Source organism: Mycolicibacterium lacusdiani (assembly GCF_021916785.1).
Taxonomy (GTDB): domain Bacteria; phylum Actinomycetota; class Actinomycetes; order Mycobacteriales; family Mycobacteriaceae; genus Mycobacterium; species Mycobacterium lacusdiani.
This window is the reverse complement of record NZ_JAKCFC010000002.1, coordinates 764,005-777,804: the sequence shown is the minus strand read 5'-3', so window position 1 is coordinate 777,804 and position 13,800 is coordinate 764,005. Positions and strand designations below refer to the sequence as shown.

General features: G+C 68.2%; 21 protein-coding genes. 6 read left to right on the top strand and 15 right to left on the bottom strand.

Annotated elements, in window-relative coordinates; translation table 11 throughout:
* Entirely contained in the window at window positions 1-687 is a 687-nt protein-coding gene (locus tag LOK44_RS08775; RefSeq protein ID WP_237569587.1) for a DUF5642 family protein, read from the bottom strand.
* 85 nt (window positions 688-772) lie between these two features.
* Here LOK44_RS08775 and LOK44_RS08770 point away from each other — a divergent pair, with 85 nt between their 5' ends.
* Window positions 773-1,744 (top strand): bile salt hydrolase, encoded by a 972-nt coding sequence (locus tag LOK44_RS08770; protein WP_237569586.1) that lies wholly within the window; start codon window positions 773-775, stop codon window positions 1,742-1,744.
* Between the two features lie 81 nt (window positions 1,745-1,825).
* Window positions 1,826-2,530, top strand: a complete 705-nt coding sequence (gene lpqN / locus LOK44_RS08765) for an envelope biogenesis lipoprotein LpqN (RefSeq protein WP_237569585.1) — start codon at window positions 1,826-1,828, stop codon at window positions 2,528-2,530.
* Window positions 2,531-2,534: 4 nt separating this feature from the next.
* Here the strand turns inward: lpqN and LOK44_RS08760 are convergent, their stop codons facing one another.
* From LOK44_RS08760 to LOK44_RS08750, 3 genes are read right to left on the bottom strand one after another with little or no spacing between them, the layout of a single operon-like run.
* Window positions 2,535-3,383 carry a shikimate 5-dehydrogenase gene (locus LOK44_RS08760; RefSeq protein ID WP_237569584.1) on the bottom strand — a complete coding sequence of 283 codons (849 nt, stop codon included), beginning with the start codon at window positions 3,381-3,383 and terminating at the stop codon, window positions 2,535-2,537.
* Complete coding sequence (gene pat, locus LOK44_RS08755) at window positions 3,383-4,381, bottom strand: acetyltransferase Pat (protein WP_237569583.1); 999 nt, start codon at window positions 4,379-4,381, stop codon at window positions 3,383-3,385. The genes LOK44_RS08760 and pat overlap by 1 nt, the downstream gene beginning before the upstream one ends.
* Before the next feature lie 31 nt (window positions 4,382-4,412).
* Window positions 4,413-4,874, bottom strand: coding sequence for a hypothetical protein (locus tag LOK44_RS08750; RefSeq protein WP_237569582.1), 462 nt, complete (start codon window positions 4,872-4,874; stop codon window positions 4,413-4,415).
* A 289-nt stretch (window positions 4,875-5,163) separates the two neighbouring features.
* Between LOK44_RS08750 and LOK44_RS08745 the strand changes: the two genes are divergently transcribed.
* Window positions 5,164-5,586 carry an STAS domain-containing protein gene (locus LOK44_RS08745; RefSeq protein ID WP_237569581.1) on the top strand — a complete coding sequence of 141 codons (423 nt, stop codon included), beginning with the start codon at window positions 5,164-5,166 and terminating at the stop codon, window positions 5,584-5,586.
* Here the strand turns inward: LOK44_RS08745 and LOK44_RS08740 are convergent.
* Window positions 5,515-5,850 carry a hypothetical protein gene (locus LOK44_RS08740; protein ID WP_237569580.1) on the bottom strand — a complete coding sequence of 112 codons (336 nt, stop codon included), beginning with the start codon at window positions 5,848-5,850 and terminating at the stop codon, window positions 5,515-5,517. The genes LOK44_RS08745 and LOK44_RS08740 overlap by 72 nt on opposite strands.
* A gap of 10 nt (window positions 5,851-5,860) precedes the next feature.
* A complete protein-coding gene (usfY, locus tag LOK44_RS08735; RefSeq protein WP_237569579.1) occupies window positions 5,861-6,172 on the bottom strand; it encodes a protein UsfY in 312 nt (103 codons plus the stop codon).
* A 160-nt stretch (window positions 6,173-6,332) separates the two neighbouring features.
* Here usfY and LOK44_RS08730 point away from each other — a divergent pair, with 160 nt between their 5' ends.
* On the top strand, window positions 6,333-7,007 hold the full coding sequence (locus LOK44_RS08730; protein ID WP_237569578.1) for an HAD family hydrolase: 675 nt from the start codon (window positions 6,333-6,335) through the stop codon (window positions 7,005-7,007).
* Here LOK44_RS08730 and LOK44_RS08725 read toward each other — a convergent pair.
* Window positions 7,004-7,150, bottom strand: coding sequence for a hypothetical protein (locus LOK44_RS08725; RefSeq protein WP_237569577.1), 147 nt, complete (start codon window positions 7,148-7,150; stop codon window positions 7,004-7,006). The two genes, LOK44_RS08730 and LOK44_RS08725, sit on opposite strands and share 4 nt — an antisense overlap.
* A gap of 340 nt (window positions 7,151-7,490) precedes the next feature.
* On the opposite strand from LOK44_RS08725, the gene LOK44_RS08720 reads away from it, so the two are divergent.
* Window positions 7,491-7,904: an STAS domain-containing protein gene (locus tag LOK44_RS08720; RefSeq protein WP_237569576.1), complete on the top strand. Its 414-nt coding sequence runs from the start codon at window positions 7,491-7,493 to the stop codon at window positions 7,902-7,904.
* Here LOK44_RS08720 and LOK44_RS08715 read toward each other — a convergent pair.
* From LOK44_RS08715 to LOK44_RS08695, 5 genes are read right to left on the bottom strand one after another with little or no spacing between them, the layout of a single operon-like run.
* Window positions 7,901-8,527 (bottom strand): SAM-dependent methyltransferase, encoded by a 627-nt coding sequence (locus tag LOK44_RS08715; RefSeq protein ID WP_237569575.1) that lies wholly within the window; start codon window positions 8,525-8,527, stop codon window positions 7,901-7,903. The two genes, LOK44_RS08720 and LOK44_RS08715, sit on opposite strands and share 4 nt — an antisense overlap.
* Window positions 8,524-9,288 carry a PIG-L deacetylase family protein gene (locus tag LOK44_RS08710; protein WP_237569574.1) on the bottom strand — a complete coding sequence of 255 codons (765 nt, stop codon included), beginning with the start codon at window positions 9,286-9,288 and terminating at the stop codon, window positions 8,524-8,526. Before LOK44_RS08710 ends, LOK44_RS08715 begins: the two co-directional genes overlap by 4 nt.
* On the bottom strand, window positions 9,285-10,232 hold the full coding sequence (locus LOK44_RS08705) for an acyl-CoA dehydrogenase family protein (RefSeq protein WP_237569573.1): 948 nt from the start codon (window positions 10,230-10,232) through the stop codon (window positions 9,285-9,287). The genes LOK44_RS08710 and LOK44_RS08705 overlap by 4 nt, the downstream gene beginning before the upstream one ends.
* On the bottom strand, window positions 10,229-10,972 hold the full coding sequence (locus LOK44_RS08700) for a glycosyltransferase family 2 protein (protein WP_237569572.1): 744 nt from the start codon (window positions 10,970-10,972) through the stop codon (window positions 10,229-10,231). The genes LOK44_RS08705 and LOK44_RS08700 overlap by 4 nt, the downstream gene beginning before the upstream one ends.
* 4 nt (window positions 10,973-10,976) lie before the next feature.
* Window positions 10,977-11,600 carry a flavodoxin family protein gene (locus tag LOK44_RS08695; protein WP_237569571.1) on the bottom strand — a complete coding sequence of 208 codons (624 nt, stop codon included), beginning with the start codon at window positions 11,598-11,600 and terminating at the stop codon, window positions 10,977-10,979.
* A 108-nt stretch (window positions 11,601-11,708) separates the two neighbouring features.
* Here LOK44_RS08695 and LOK44_RS08690 point away from each other — a divergent pair, with 108 nt between their 5' ends.
* The gene (locus tag LOK44_RS08690) at window positions 11,709-11,879 is read left to right on the top strand and encodes a hypothetical protein (protein WP_237569570.1); all 171 of its coding nucleotides are present in this window, start codon (window positions 11,709-11,711) and stop codon (window positions 11,877-11,879) included.
* An 11-nt stretch (window positions 11,880-11,890) separates the two neighbouring features.
* On the opposite strand, the gene LOK44_RS08685 is transcribed toward LOK44_RS08690, so the two are convergent.
* From LOK44_RS08685 to LOK44_RS08675, 3 genes are read right to left on the bottom strand one after another with little or no spacing between them, the layout of a single operon-like run.
* The gene (locus LOK44_RS08685; RefSeq protein WP_237569569.1) at window positions 11,891-12,907 is read right to left on the bottom strand and encodes a DNA topoisomerase IB; all 1,017 of its coding nucleotides are present in this window, start codon (window positions 12,905-12,907) and stop codon (window positions 11,891-11,893) included.
* A gap of 9 nt (window positions 12,908-12,916) precedes the next feature.
* A complete protein-coding gene (locus LOK44_RS08680; RefSeq protein ID WP_237569568.1) occupies window positions 12,917-13,141 on the bottom strand; it encodes a hypervirulence associated TUDOR domain-containing protein in 225 nt (74 codons plus the stop codon).
* Between the two features lie 19 nt (window positions 13,142-13,160).
* On the bottom strand, window positions 13,161-13,697 hold the full coding sequence (locus LOK44_RS08675; protein WP_237569567.1) for a cysteine hydrolase family protein: 537 nt from the start codon (window positions 13,695-13,697) through the stop codon (window positions 13,161-13,163).
* Window positions 13,698-13,800 lie beyond the last annotated feature (103 nt).

The following is a 13,800-nucleotide window of genomic DNA, read 5'->3' as shown; positions in this document are numbered from 1 at the left end:
CTACCCGCCGGCGGGTGCGGCACCCCGCAACGCCGACACGGTGCTGCTCAGCAGCGTCGCGCCGAAGTCGGCGGGCAGGCCCGGCTCCGCCGATCCCGGGTCGGTGACGACCGTGACGTAGGCGACGTGACCGGGCAGGTATGCGGTGAAGGTGTCTGCGTTCGAGCGCGTTTCGGTGCTGCCTTCGACCACGGTGACGGTGTCGGCGCGCAGTGTGAGCGTCTGCGCGTCGTCGATGGGCGGCGCGTCCACCATCGACACCGTTCCCGAGGTGTGTCCGGCCAGCACCGCGAACTCGCCGCACTCGGCACGCGCGACGTCGTCGGGCCCGACCGGCGCCGCCGCCGCGACGACGTAGACGATGGCCCCCGGACCCGACGCCGACCAGCCCCGCACCGATACGGGGTCCACCGGCGGATCGGCCAGCACGCCGCACGCCGACGGTTCGGCCGTCCACTGCGCGCCGAGTCCCCACATCGCCACCGGCGCGACGCGCCCCGTCACGTCGGCCACCTCGAACCCCGGGGGTAGCGCGGTGCGCGTCCGACCAACCTTCGCGGGGTCGATCACCGTGTTCACCGTCGAAGGCGCCGCGGCTGCCCCGGAAGTGGACGGAGGCGCTGGCGGCTCGGATTCGCCACACCCCGCGCACAGCGTCAGCACCAAGGCGGCCGCGAAGATGCGCACGCCGCCTTGATACCACGGCTACTGTGGCGTGGGACCAATGCCGGCCGAGGACACGCGCCTCGAATCCTCGAGGAGGTTCCCAACAGTGTGTACGCGAGTCCTGTGGAACGACAACGCGTTAGCAGTGCTGGCGGGGCGGAGCATGGATTGGCCCGAGTCGACTGAGCCATTGCTCACGTCGTTTCCGCGTGGTCGCGCACGCGACGGTGGCCGACTGCTCACCGAGGTGGTGGTGGCCGAGAATCCGCTGCGCTGGACCAGCATTCACGGAAGCCTGGTCGCGACCGTCTACGGTCTCGGCACCGTCGACGGGATCAACGAGAAGGGCCTGGCGGTCCATGCGCTCTATCTCAAGTCCACCGACGTCGGAACCCGCGACCCGCGGCGACCGGGGCTCCACACCGGGCTGTGGGCGCAGTACTTGCTCGACCAGGCCGCAACGGTTGCCGAGGCATTGACCCTGATGACGGACGTGCAGCTGGTCATGGTCGGTGCGAACGGGCACGACGCCACCCTGCACCTGGCGGTCGAGGACCCGACCGGCGACAGCGCCATCCTCGAACTCGACGGGGGAGAACTCGTGGTGCACCACGGACGCGAGTTCAGGCTGATGACCAACGACCCCACGTACGACGAGCAACTCGGGCTGCTCGCGGCCCGCGACTTCTCCCATCCCAGCCGCGACATGCCCCTGCCCGGAAACGTGAACCCGGTCGACCGGTTCCAGCGCGCCGCGTATTACGCAGCACTGCTTCCCGAGCCGTCGACGGAGCGCCAGGCCGTGGCCAGCGTTCTCGCGATCATGCGCAACGTGTCGGTTCCGTTCGGCGCGCCCTACGGCGAGTTCGGCGTGTACAACACCGAGTACCGCACGGTCTGCGACCTCACGCACCTCGTCTACTTCTTCGAACTCACCACCAGCCCCAGCACGCTGTGGGTTCGGCTGAGCGGCCTCGACTTCGCAGAAGGCGCACCGACGCGGGTGATCGATCCGTATGACGAGACGCTGGCGGGCGACGTCACGGGATCGTTTGCGACGCGAGACGTCGGCTTCTGACCCCTGGACGTCAATTTCGAGCGCTTTGGCACGTCCGTCCGTAGGCTCATGCTGCTTTCCCACGACAGGAGATCCTTGAGAATGAACACGCCCACGAAGGCCGCAGGCCCCGTCGTCGCAGCTGTCGCGTTGGCCCTGGCCCTCGCCGGGTGCGGGTCCGACTCCGAGACGCAGGCGACGTCCTCCTCCTCGTCGGAGAGCAGCAGTGCGTCGAGCAGTAGCGCCGAGAGCAGCGCGCCCGAGACCAGTGCGGCGCCCGCAGGCAAGCGCGAGACGATCGCCGACTACATCAAGGCGAACGGCATCACCGAGACGCCGGTCAAGAGGGGCCAGCCGGGTACGCCGACGGTCGACCTGCCCGTGCCGGCCGGTTGGCAGGACGCGGGGCCCAAGACCCCGCAATTCGCCTACTCCGCAATGGTCTTCACCGGCGATCCCGCGATGGCGGCCGATCCGCCCACGATCGTGGCGCTGATGTCCAAGCTGACCGGAGACGTCGACCCGGCGAAGATCGCCGAGTATGCCCCTGGCGAGCTGCAGAACCTCCCGGGGTTCGAAGGCGGCGACGCCAAGAAGGACGAGTTGGGCGGTTTCGAGGCCTACCAGGTGGGCGGCAGCTACCTCCGTGACGGCGTGAAGCGGATGATCGCCCAGAAGACCGTCCTGATCCCGTCGGGCCCCGACCTGTTCGTGCTGCAGGTGAACGCCGACGGTCTCGAGGATCAGATGGGACCGCTGATGGACGCCACGACCACCATCGACGACAAGACGGTCATCACCACGTAGCCGATCAGGCCCGCGAGATCTCCGACGCCTCGGCGACCTGCTCGTCGGTCGGCCGCACCCCGGTGTAGCGCTCGAACTGCTCGGCGGCCTGCAGGGCGATCACCTCCGCACCGGTGACGACGGCGGTGCCTGCGTCCCGCGCCGCGGTGATCAGCGGCGTCTCCGACGGCAGGGCCACCACGTCGAACACCGTGGCCGCGGCGGCGATGGTCGCTGGGTCGAACGCGCACTGCGACGCCTCGGCGCCACCCGCCATCCCGATCGGCGTGACGTTGACGATCACCGATGCGGTGCGGTCACCCACGTCGGGTGCGTACTCGTAGCCGAGGCGATCGGCCAGCGCTCCACCGGTGTCGACGTTGCGCGCGACGATGAGACCAGAGGTGAAGCCGCTGTCGCGGAAGGCCGCACCGACCGCGTTGGCCATTCCGCCGCTGCCCCGGATCAGCACCGTGCCGCCGGGGTCGAGACGGTGTTCGGCGATGAGCCGTTGCACCGCAAGGTAATCGGTGTTCGACGCGGTCAGATGGCCACCCGGGACGGACACGTCGTTGACGATGGTGTTGACCGAGTGGATGGCCCTGGCCGAGGGCTCGACCTCGTCGACCAGGGCGAGGACGTCTTCCTTGAACGGCATCGACACCGAACACCCGCGGATGCCGAGCGCACGCACGCCGCCGATCGCCGCGGCGATGTCGGTGGTGGTGAACGCCTTGTAGACGAAGTCCAGGCCCAGCACGTCGTAGAGATGGTTGTGGAACCGCGTGCCGATGTTGCTCGGTCTCGCGGCCAGCGAGATGCACAGCAGGGTGTCCTTGTTCAGCGGCGGTCGCCGGCCTGCCGACTGCGTCATCAGCCCAGCGCCCGCATGACTTGGCGTGCGAGAGAATGGATCTCGCGGTACTGCACCGGGGTGAGCGACGTCTCGCGGAGTGTGGGCACGTCTATCACCGTAGTCACCACCCCGAGGTCGTCGCGATGCCAGCGCGCGCCATACCGGTTGAGGATCGCGCGCATCGCGTAATTGTCGGCCAGCACGCGTGCGGTGAACTGCCGAACGCCGTCACCGTGCGCCGCGACGGCCAGGGCGTCCATCAGGAACGACCCGATCCCGCGGCCCTGGTAGTCGTCGCCGACGATGAACGCGACCTCCGCGACCGCCGGCTGGCCCTCCTCGCGCACGAACCGCGCATCTGCGACGATCGGACCTGCGGCGCCGTCGGTCAGCACCCACACGAAGTGGTCGACGTAGTCCACCTCGAACAGGTAGCTCATCAGCCGGGCAGTCGGCGTGCGGGTGGATTGGAAGCGCCGGTACAGCGTCTCGCTCGAGAACTGCACGGGACCGTGCACCAGGCGTTCGTTGTCGCCGGGGAGGACCGGCCGCAGGAACAGCACGGTGCCGTCGCGCATCGTCACCGGGATCGGCGCGACGTAGGCCGCGAGCCGCTGCCGGGCGGTCCGGACGAGGGAGTCCATCATGGCCGGCGCTTCGAGCATCGTCGCGAACGCCTCGCGTCCCCCGACCCACCCGGTGAGGCCGTCGATGGCGGTCACGGTCGCCGTACGCGGGGCGTCTCGCAGCAACGCGATCTCGCCGACGATGAGGCCGGGTCCGACGGTCGCGACGCTGGAGTCGCCGTCGACGTTCGCGTGCGATACCTCGGCATACCCCGACTGGATCAGGAGGAAGGAGACGGCCTGCTCGCCCTGGCGCATCAGCACCTGGCCTGGGGCGGCGCTCAACGGTCTAAGGCGAGCCGCCAGCGGACCCAGGGATTCGGTGGGACAACCAGCGAAGAATGCCAGTTCAGCCAGCTCGTCGACGCTGACGGCATCGGTTCCCGTCACGCCCCGAGGCTACGGGTTCCGCGCAGCCATGTCAGGGAGTGACGGCATCCATCGGTGGACCGTTCAGTGCGGTCACCTCGCGGTGGGCCACAGCCGTCGCGACGGCGGTTCCGTCCCGGACCACGCCCACGATCGCCACTTCGTCGTTCACGGTGAAGGCGCCGGTATCGCCGATCTGGCTACCGGCCGCCGTGATCGCGTTGGTATCGGCGTTCACGACGTAGGTGCGGGCCACGCCGTCGACACCCTGCGCGGTGACCGAGGTGGGCGTGACGTCGATCAGCCTCCCCTCATGGCTGATCGACTGCTCGACGTGCGGGATCGCGGCGTTCTGGACCTGCTGCTGCACTGGCGACGCGGTCGGAACCGGGTCGGCCGTGCGCGCGAGGATCGCGGCGGTCACCGAAGCGAAGACCACGGCGAAGGAGATCGTCAAGAAGATGGTGACCGTTCGCCGCATCTCGCGGTCCTGCATCGTGTTGGTCTTGCCCATTGCGGGCCTCGCCTCTCGTCGGGTAAGGAACGAATACCCGAGGCGTCGGCTGAGAAAACACCGAAGTTCACTTGCCCGTCGGCGGCGGCGGCGGGATCTCGACAGCCAGGCGGTGTCAGAGTGCGGAAAAGCCATTGTCCGGGGTCCTCCCGCGTAATACAGTCGAGGTCAGGTTGAGGGCACAGCCGTCCAAACGTCATTCGACGCCCGGCAAGAACTGCGAGCGGTGGCTTTAAGCCAACAGGGCCCATTCCCGTGACGTGACTCCCAATCCCCCTTGGAGTTCACCGTGTCCATCGCACCCAATGCCACACGTGGCGCGCCCATTCGCCCGCACGAAGCGTCGTTCACGTCCTGCCCGATCGGCACCTCGACGACCTTGCACGGGGTCGCAGGCGAGATCGACGCGGCCAACGCGTCCGACCTCTCCGACTACGTCGACGCCAACCTCGAAGACGCGGGAAAGCTCATCCTCGACCTGCGTGAGTTGACCTTCTTCGGCACGCAGGGCTTCTCCGTCCTGCACCGCATCAACGTCACGTGCTCGCGGCGTGGGGTCACTCTGGTGGTGGTGTCCGGATCCGAAGTGGACCGGATACTGCGGATCTGCGACCCGGCAGGTGGCCTGCCGGTCGCGCGATCACTCGAGGCTGCGATCAACGCGGCGGCGTCGCCGCCACCGACTCACCTCAGGTTGGTCCCCCGGGGCTGAGAACTCGTCGCGGTAGGCGCGCTCCTGCTCGCGATCCAGCTTGGCCTGGCGCCATCCGCCGTGGCCCTTGCCGCCCGAGGCGAACATCCAGAATCCACCGGCGATCAGCACGACCGACAGCACGGTGAGCACCACGGGTGAAGCCCATCCCGCCCCGCCGCCGGCAGCCGTCAACATCAGACCGACGGCGACCACGCCGGCGATCACCGACGACAGTCCTAGCAGTGGCAACCAGTAGCTCTTGGTGGAACGTTCTCTCGCCATGTCGAGTACCTCAACTCGTCGGGGGCTGAGCCTCTGCGTGGGGATGCTGCTCGGCCCAGCGAAGTTCCTGCTGCCGAACACGACGGTGGGTCAGCCACAACCACGATCCCCCCACGATCCACGCGAGCACCGCAATGCCCGCGCACACGGCGCCGGTCGCCACGTTGCCGGACGCGAACGACGCCAGGCCGACGACCAACGCGACGACGCCTACGGCCATCGTCACCAACCCCGGTGCGTTCACACCGTTCTTCATCGTCTCGCCCGCGTGCTGACGCGTCGTTCGGGCGTGATCGATCGGATCGTGCGACGTATCACCCATCGTCCACCTCACTTCCGGCGCCGCATCTCCAAAGCGCGCCGCCACAGTCGATCGGATACCCGCGGCCGAACCGTCAAAACGGCCGGGCGACCGCGTTCACCGTTGTGTCACCAACGCCCACTGCCGTTTCGCATCTCCAGCGCGGGGAACCCCGCCACCCATGCCCAATCCCGCCGTCCTCTTCGACATCGACGGAACCCTCGTCGACAGCAACTACCTCCACGTCCACGCCTGGCTACGGGCGTTCTCGGAGGTCGGCATCGACGTCGAGTCGTGGCGCATCCACCACCGGATCGGCATGGACGGCGAATCCCTGCTCGACGAGTTGGTCCCCGACGAGTCCGCCGATCAGGCGCCGCGGGCCAAGGAACTCCACGGGACGTTCTACAAGGAGACCGCGCCGCTCATCCGTCCCCTCGCCGGCGGACGTGAACTCCTCGACGCCGTCGCCGACATGGGCCTGCAGGTGGTGCTCGCGACGTCGGCGCCGGAGGACGAGCTGGCCATCCTTCGAGACGTGCTCGATCGGGAGGACATCCTGTCGGCGGTGACATCGTCCGAAGACGTCGAGACCGCGAAGCCGCGGCCCGACATCGTCGAGAAGGCGCTCGAGCGCGCAGATGTGCCCGCCGAGCAGGCCGTGTTCGTCGGGGACACGATCTGGGACATCACGGCAGCCAGTCGCGCCGGGGTCGAGTGCATCGCCTTCGCCAGTGGAGGCATCGGCCGCAAGGAACTGGAGGACGCCGGCGCGATCGCCGTCTACGACAACCCACGGGACCTGCTCGAGCAGTTGGCGTCGAGCCCGATCGGGCGACTGCGCGGCAGCGGCTAGACCGCGTAGGGCAGAGTCGATCCGATGAAGTAGACGACGGCGGCCGAGATCACGGCGACGAACATCAGGAACGCCGATACCGTGGCGATCACGTAGGTGACCCCATCCAGTTTCGACTCCGGTGTCCGAGACTTCGTTTCCATGACCTTCGCTTCCGTCGAACCGCGTCCGATGTGCTGTCAATACCCAAACCCCAGCACCAGAAAACGCCGGGGTTAGCCGGGGCTACGGAATCAGCGCTCGAATCGGCCACGAGCCGCCACGCGGAATCGACGCCTACCAGTCAGCGCGGGTCTCAACTGCGTATTCGCAGAAAATTCGTCGCCATTGCGATGACGACGGATTCCGTATTAACCTGGTCACACCAGGTTGAGTGCACAGCCGAACGTCATCGTCATCCGGCGCGAATCCTCCGGCGACGGCTCTCAACCGCAGAACGTGACGTGAACTTCAGTACGAACCCTCGACTGATGGAGTTCTCGAATGTCGGTAGCACTGGCGGCCCCCCTGGCCGCAACTCTTCGCCCCGGCGCCATCTGCATTCGCGATGAGCGTCTCGACCCCTCGACGCTGCTGGTCGACGCCGCGGGCGAACTCGACGCCGCGAATGCGCGCCAGCTCGTCGACCACGTCGCGGCGATCGACGACCCACATTCGACGCTGATCGTGGACCTACGCGAATTGACGTTCTTCGGTACCGAAGGGCTGTGGGCGGTCAACCGGATCATCGCGGCGAGCGCCAAGCGTCACGCGACGTCCGTGCTGGTGGCCGGACCCGAGGTGCGGCGGGTGCTGCGAATCTGCGATCCGCACGGAGCCCTGCGGACGGTGAGTTCGGTGGTCGACGCACTGGTGGCGTCGAAGCCGAACCCGATGCACACGCTCATCCACGCCTAACCCGCCCCGGGGACATCGGTCCGCGCAGCCACCGAGGCCGACGCACCCACCGTGAACACGTCGATGACCACGTCGTCGTCCCGGTACCCGGCCATGCGGTACAGACCCGGCGTCGCGGCGATCACCTCGTTGGCCTCGTCACCGCTCATCGGGTAGTCGGCCACGGCATGGCGCCAGTGCGCCGCGACGATGGTCGTACCGCCGTCGAGTCGCGGGCACTCGCGAACCAGGACGTCCCGCAGCGCGGACGCCTCGAAGTAGTAGGCCACCTCCGAGATCACGACGAGATCGGTGCCGTCGAGCGGCCAACGTTCGTCGAGTGACAACCGCAACAGGTCGACCCGTTCAGTCGTCCCACTGCGTTCGAGCCGTGCTCGGGTGGCGTCGAGGGCGACAGCCGAGACGTCGGTTGCCGTGACCTTGGCGCACCGCGCGGCCAGCGAGTCGGTGAGCACGCCCACCGAGCATCCCGGCTCGAAGGCGTGCTCGTAGCGGGGTGAAGGCAGCATCGCCAGCGTGATCGCGTACTTGCGTTGCTCGTACCAGCGCTCCCCAAGGCTCCAGGGATCTGCTGCGGCAGCGTAGATCTCGTCGAAGTACTGGTCCGACAGGCGACCGGTCACACGAACACGACCTCTCCGACTCGCATCAGCCGATCCACGACGTCCGGCGGCAGTACCGCCCCGCCGCCGCCGGCGGGTGGCACCGTCTGCGAATGGAACTGCGCGGCCGCCGACTCCTTGCGTGCCGCTGCGCTCGCGTCGACGACGACGCGCTGCATGCGCGACCAGGGCACCGCGGCGTCCGCGGGTTCCGCCCAGTGCCACATCCAGATCGGGTACTCGAGCAACCGCACGGAGGTTCGAGCGCATGCCGCGGCGGCAGCGCGACCGACCGCCTCGTGGTCCGGATGGCCGTCGCCCCGCCACGTCGCCGCGCACCACGAGCCCGGCGGTCGGCCCGTCAGCAGACCGACGAGCGATTCGGTCAGCGCACTCTCGTGGGACTCGAGTTCTCCGTCGGGTAGGCCCAATTCGACGACGTCGTCGATGCCGAGAGCGTCCGCTGCCCGCCGGAGTTCGCCCCTCCTGGCCGCCTCGAGGCCCGCGCGCCGAGCGGGCGACCAATCGGCGAAGGCGCCACCGCCATCGGTGACCGAGATCAATTGGACGTCGACGCCCCGGTCGCGCAGCGCAGCCGCGGCCCCGCCGAAGCCGTAGGTCTCGTCGTCGGGGTGCGCTGCGACGACGGTGAGCGACGAGCACGTCGAGAAGTCCAGCGTCGGAGACCCCGGCAGCCAGTCGAGCCACGCCGCGGACGACGTGCCACCGTCGGCGATCGGGCACGCTGCGAACCTCGACTGGTTGCCCACGTCGGCGCTCACCGTGCGGCCAGTCGGCCGAGCGCTGCGAGGTCGCGCTCGGCGTGGCTCTGGCGCACGTACATGGTGAGGTCGGCGACCCGCTGTGCGTGCGCGGCGTCCATCGCGAGCGGCTTCGGTCCGAGTGCGCGGCCCGTGCGGGTGATCGCCTCGTCGACCGCGTGCTCTACCACTGCCCGCACCCGGCGGGCGATCAGTTCGGCGTCGGGATCGCAGGGGTCCGAATCGATGGCGCGTGCCGCTGCCGCCACCGTCGCCTCCGCTGCCGCGAGCGCCCCGTCCACGGCACCGAGATGGGCCTGGGCGTGCGGATCGGCCGGTGCCGCCGACGAGTTTTGCGCGGCGTGCGACACCGCGCGATAGAGCGGAGCAGCGACGGCGCGGGCGCCACCAAGCCAACACGCAGCCACGCCGATCGCGCCGTGCCAGAAGCCATGTCGCGTCAGATACTCGCCAGGGGCGCCGACCTCCACCGCAGCCGCCGACGCGAAGTGGACCGGTCCGGTGTCGCTGTCCCGCATCCCGACGTTCTGCCAAGTCGACGGCAGTATGGACACCCCAGGGTCGGCCAGGTCGACCGCGTACAGCCCGCGAGATCCGTCGGCGCGGCGCGCGGTGACGAGCGCGTGGGTGCACAGACCCGCACCCGAGCACCACGCCTTCGTCCCATCGAGGACCACCCGGTCGGCGTGGTGGGCCGTCACGACGGCGTCCGGTGGCTCGGCCGCCCACACGCCCCACAGTTGACCGACCGTCGGGGGTGCGCCGTTGCACTCCGCGAGGATCGCGGCAGCGTCGCAGTGCGCCTCGGCGAGTCGGCCCGCGGTGACGTCGACTTCGGTCAGCCTGGCCAGTGCCGTCCAGCGGTCCAGGGTGCGCCCGTGACCCGGCAGTGGCAGGTCGAGTTCGCCAGCGTCCAGCCACTGGCGGAGGCGATCGTGGGTCACGTTCGTTCCGTCGTGACGCCGGTGGCGACCGACCGCAGGTGCGCGGCGAACCCGCGCGGCGCCCTGCCGACGGGGCGTGCAGACGTCGACACGGAGATGCGGCGGTCACTGTCGATGCGAACCCCGGCCGCTCGGAACCGGTTGACCAGGTCGACGTCCTCGTCGTTGGCCAGGGTGGCGAAACCGCCCGTCTGCCAGTAGGTGGCTGCCCGGAAACCCATGTTCGCTCCATGGACGTGCCGATGCCCGCGTCCGTCGGGCCGGTACTTGGTCTGGTAGGAGGACAGGTAGCGGCGGATGGCGACGGTGGACGTGTTGCGCCAGTTGGGTACTCGCACGACGCCGAGCACGACGTCCGCGCCCGACCCGATCTGCCGGATCAGCCAGTCGGGATCGACCCTGCTGTCGGCGTCGGTGGTCGCGTACCAGACCTCGTCGTCCGACGCCGCCGTCGGGAGCGACTTCGCGTAGTCGAATCCCGCTGCGCGCGCGGCCCCGACGTTGCGCAGGTTTACCTCCACCGCGTGCACGGCAGCGCCGAACGACTGGGCCAGTTCGGCCGAGCCATCGGTGCAGGCATCGAGCACGACGACCACCGACGTCTCGAACGGCAGATGCGCTGCGGCGTCGAGCACCGATTGCACGCACCCTCGGAGTCGGCTCGCCTCGTCGTGGGCGGGAATGACGACGACGGCGTGGCGCAGCGTGACCCCCTGCAGCGGTGAGGCTGGTCGCCTCACCCCTTTACTCATAGGCCGGGTAATCGACAGCGGCCAACACCTTGGCCAGGTGCACCGCGTTGCGGGCCACCGTCGCGGTCGTCGAGGCCACCGCCTCGGGCACCTCGTCGAGATCGCCATAGTCGGTCGAACCCATCGCCGGACCCGTCCAGTAGGTGTTCGCCTGCGCCGGAATGGTGTAGCCGACGTCGTTGAGCGCCTGGAAGACGTCGGCGGCGACCTTGTGCGCGCCGTCCTCGTTGCCGACGACGCTCACCACCGCGACCTTGCCCGCGAGGATCGGCCGTCCCGCGTCGTCCTTGCTGGACAGCTCGGCGTCGAGGCGTTCGATGACCCGCTGGGCGATGCTGGACGGATGGCCCACCCAGATCGGGGTGCTGAACACCAGGATGTCGGCGGCGAGGATCTTCTGCCGGATCGTGGGCCACTCGTCGCCGTCGCCCATGTCGGCCTCGACCCCCGGGGCGATCGCGTAGTCGACGCAGCGCACCGACTCGCATTCGACGCCTGCCTCGCGTAGGTGCGAGAACACGTGCTGGGCGATGAGTTCACTGCTTGATGGTGCCGGGCTGGGTTTGAGGCTGCACACCAGCGCCAGGGCGGTCAACTGCTCCCTGTCACTACTCATGATCGATCATCTACCCAATCGTTCCGTCGCGGAATCTGACGAGGACATGACGTGGGTTGCGAGGCCGTGAACCGGGGTAACGCTGATGCACCACCAACAGGAGGACACATGGCCGGACGAGACCCGGAGCAGAGCGAATCAGACGTGCAGGCCGACGATCACGTGGCCTCGACGCGGGCGAGCAACGGCGACGATGGTGACTACGTCGGCCGCACGTTCGCCGACGACGACTTCGATGCCGGCGAGAGCGGCGCCGAGGCGCGCGCGAAGACCGAATAGCTCTCTTCGGCTCACCCCTTTGCGACGCGGGCGATGAGGTTGCGGGTGGCCTTCTCCACGATCGCCTGCCGTTCGGCCGGGTCGTCGGTGCGTTCTGCACGACGGGCCGACGCCTTGATCGTGAGGCCCTGCTCGTAGGCCGTCACCACCCGCGGATCGACGTAGGACGCCCGGGCGACGGCAGGCGTGTTACCGAGCCCTTCGGAGACTTCCTTGAAGACATGCGATTCGACGCGCTTGACCACCTTCTTGGACACCGGCGGATCGGCGTCGACGAACGCCTCCGCCGCGAGCACAGTGCCATGCCAGGTACGCAGGTCCTTCACGCTGTAGTCGGACCCGACCATATCCTTGAAGCGGGCGTTCAGGTCCTCGGCATGCAGGTCCGCCCACCCGGACATGGTGCGGCACACCAGAAGGCGGTTGCCGTCGTGTTGGCGCCGCAGTAGCGACCGGATGGACCGCACCACCTGCGGGTCCTCGATCTCGAGCATCCGCCGCACCCCGCTCTTGGCCGGGTAGTCGAACGACACTGCGTTCTTGCGGACCGTCACGTGTTCGCACAGCAGCGTCGCGATGCCGTAGGACTCGTTCTCCTCCGCATACTGCTCGCCGCCTGCCCGGAAGTACCCGCGGTCCAGCAGGTGCAGCGCGATCGCCAGCACGCGGTCTCGGTCCAGACCCTTGCGTCGGAGGTCCTCGGCGACCTTGATCCGCCACTGCGGCAACGTCTTCGACATGCCGAGGACGCGGTCGAACTTCTCCTCGGCCCGCTCCTCCTGCCACCTCTGGTGATACAGGTATTGGCGTCGCCCGGCGGCATCGGTGCCGACCGCCTGAATGTGCCCGTTGGCGTACGGACTGATCCACACCTTCTTCCAGGCCGGCGGGATGACCAGGTCCCTGATGCGGGCCAGCGCCGCCTCGTCGGTCAGCGGCAAACCGTCGGTACCGACGTAGGAGAAACCCTTGCCGCGTCGCACCCTTCCGTAACCCGGGCCGGTGACGACGCTGCGCCGTAGCCGCACCGCAGGGACCTATCCGTTGCTCTTGCGCAGCGCGTCGGGCTTGTGCACGGCATCGTTGCCGCTCTTCTCGCTACGCACCCGATACTGCGGATCGTCGGGGCTCGCCCGCACCGTGCGCTTGGCCGCCTTCGTGTCCTCGGTGATCTTCTCCTCGACGGTCCCCTCGGCGGTGCTGCCATGGCTGCTCCACTCGACGTGGTCGCCCTTCTTGAATTCCTTGTCGTCTTTGCTCATGAGGTCGTATTACCCACTGTCACAGGCATTGAACGGACGGTTTCACCTCAGCGCCCATGTTGCGTTCCATCATGGCCAGCGCGGCTTCACCGAGTTCGGGGATGATGTGGGCGACCGCGTCGGGTGGCACGACCACGTCGAGGTGACGCAGATAGCCGTCGAGGGCGGTGTAGAGGATGCACTGTTCGGTCACCTGGCCGGTGAGTACGACGCGCTTGGTCTCGAGGCGTCCGAGCAGGTAGTCGAGCGCGGTCGCGTAGAACGCGCTGTGGCGCACCTTGGTCAGGAAGGTGCATTCGTCGCCCGGCACAATCGGTTTGATGAGATCCGGTCGCTTGCCGTCGAGCGCGGTCCGGATCAGGTCACCGCGGTCCGCGGTGAAGTCTCCCCTGTTGTCGTTGACGTAGATGAGGTCGACGTCGTCGCGTGACCGCGCCTCGTCGATCAGCGTGGCCAGGGGGTCGACGATCTCTCCGACGTTGGCGGCGAGTGCGTCGCCGTCGCGATGGTCGTAGTCGTTCAACATGTCGATCACCAGTAGTGCGGTCTTGCTCATGAACCCGTCCATACCCGCGAATGGTCGGCTCATACGCCCGTATTTGACTCCGCGATGACGTTTCGTCACGGTGGATGGAACTCACACAGTGGTAAATTCATGA

Bases quoted from the DNA above. Each gene is read 5' to 3' on its own strand.
- lpqN (WP_237569585.1), top strand. From the start codon at position 1,826: ATGAACACGCCCACGAAGGCCGCAGGCCCCGTCGTCGCAGCTGTCGCG.
- LOK44_RS08760 (WP_237569584.1), bottom strand. From the start codon at position 3,383: ATGACGCAGTCGGCAGGCCGGCGACCGCCGCTGAACAAGGACACCCTG.
- LOK44_RS08750 (WP_237569582.1), bottom strand. From the start codon at position 4,874: ATGGGCAAGACCAACACGATGCAGGACCGCGAGATGCGGCGAACGGTC.
- LOK44_RS08740 (WP_237569580.1), bottom strand. From the start codon at position 5,850: ATGGCGAGAGAACGTTCCACCAAGAGCTACTGGTTGCCACTGCTAGGA.
- usfY (WP_237569579.1), bottom strand. From the start codon at position 6,172: ATGGGTGATACGTCGCACGATCCGATCGATCACGCCCGAACGACGCGT.
- LOK44_RS08730 (WP_237569578.1), top strand. From the start codon at position 6,333: ATGCCCAATCCCGCCGTCCTCTTCGACATCGACGGAACCCTCGTCGAC.
- LOK44_RS08725 (WP_237569577.1), bottom strand. From the start codon at position 7,150: ATGGAAACGAAGTCTCGGACACCGGAGTCGAAACTGGATGGGGTCACC.
- LOK44_RS08720 (WP_237569576.1), top strand. From the start codon at position 7,491: ATGTCGGTAGCACTGGCGGCCCCCCTGGCCGCAACTCTTCGCCCCGGC.
- LOK44_RS08695 (WP_237569571.1), bottom strand. From the start codon at position 11,600: ATGAGTAGTGACAGGGAGCAGTTGACCGCCCTGGCGCTGGTGTGCAGC.
- LOK44_RS08690 (WP_237569570.1), top strand. From the start codon at position 11,709: ATGGCCGGACGAGACCCGGAGCAGAGCGAATCAGACGTGCAGGCCGAC.
- LOK44_RS08680 (WP_237569568.1), bottom strand. From the start codon at position 13,141: ATGAGCAAAGACGACAAGGAATTCAAGAAGGGCGACCACGTCGAGTGG.
- LOK44_RS08675 (WP_237569567.1), bottom strand. From the start codon at position 13,697: ATGAGCAAGACCGCACTACTGGTGATCGACATGTTGAACGACTACGAC.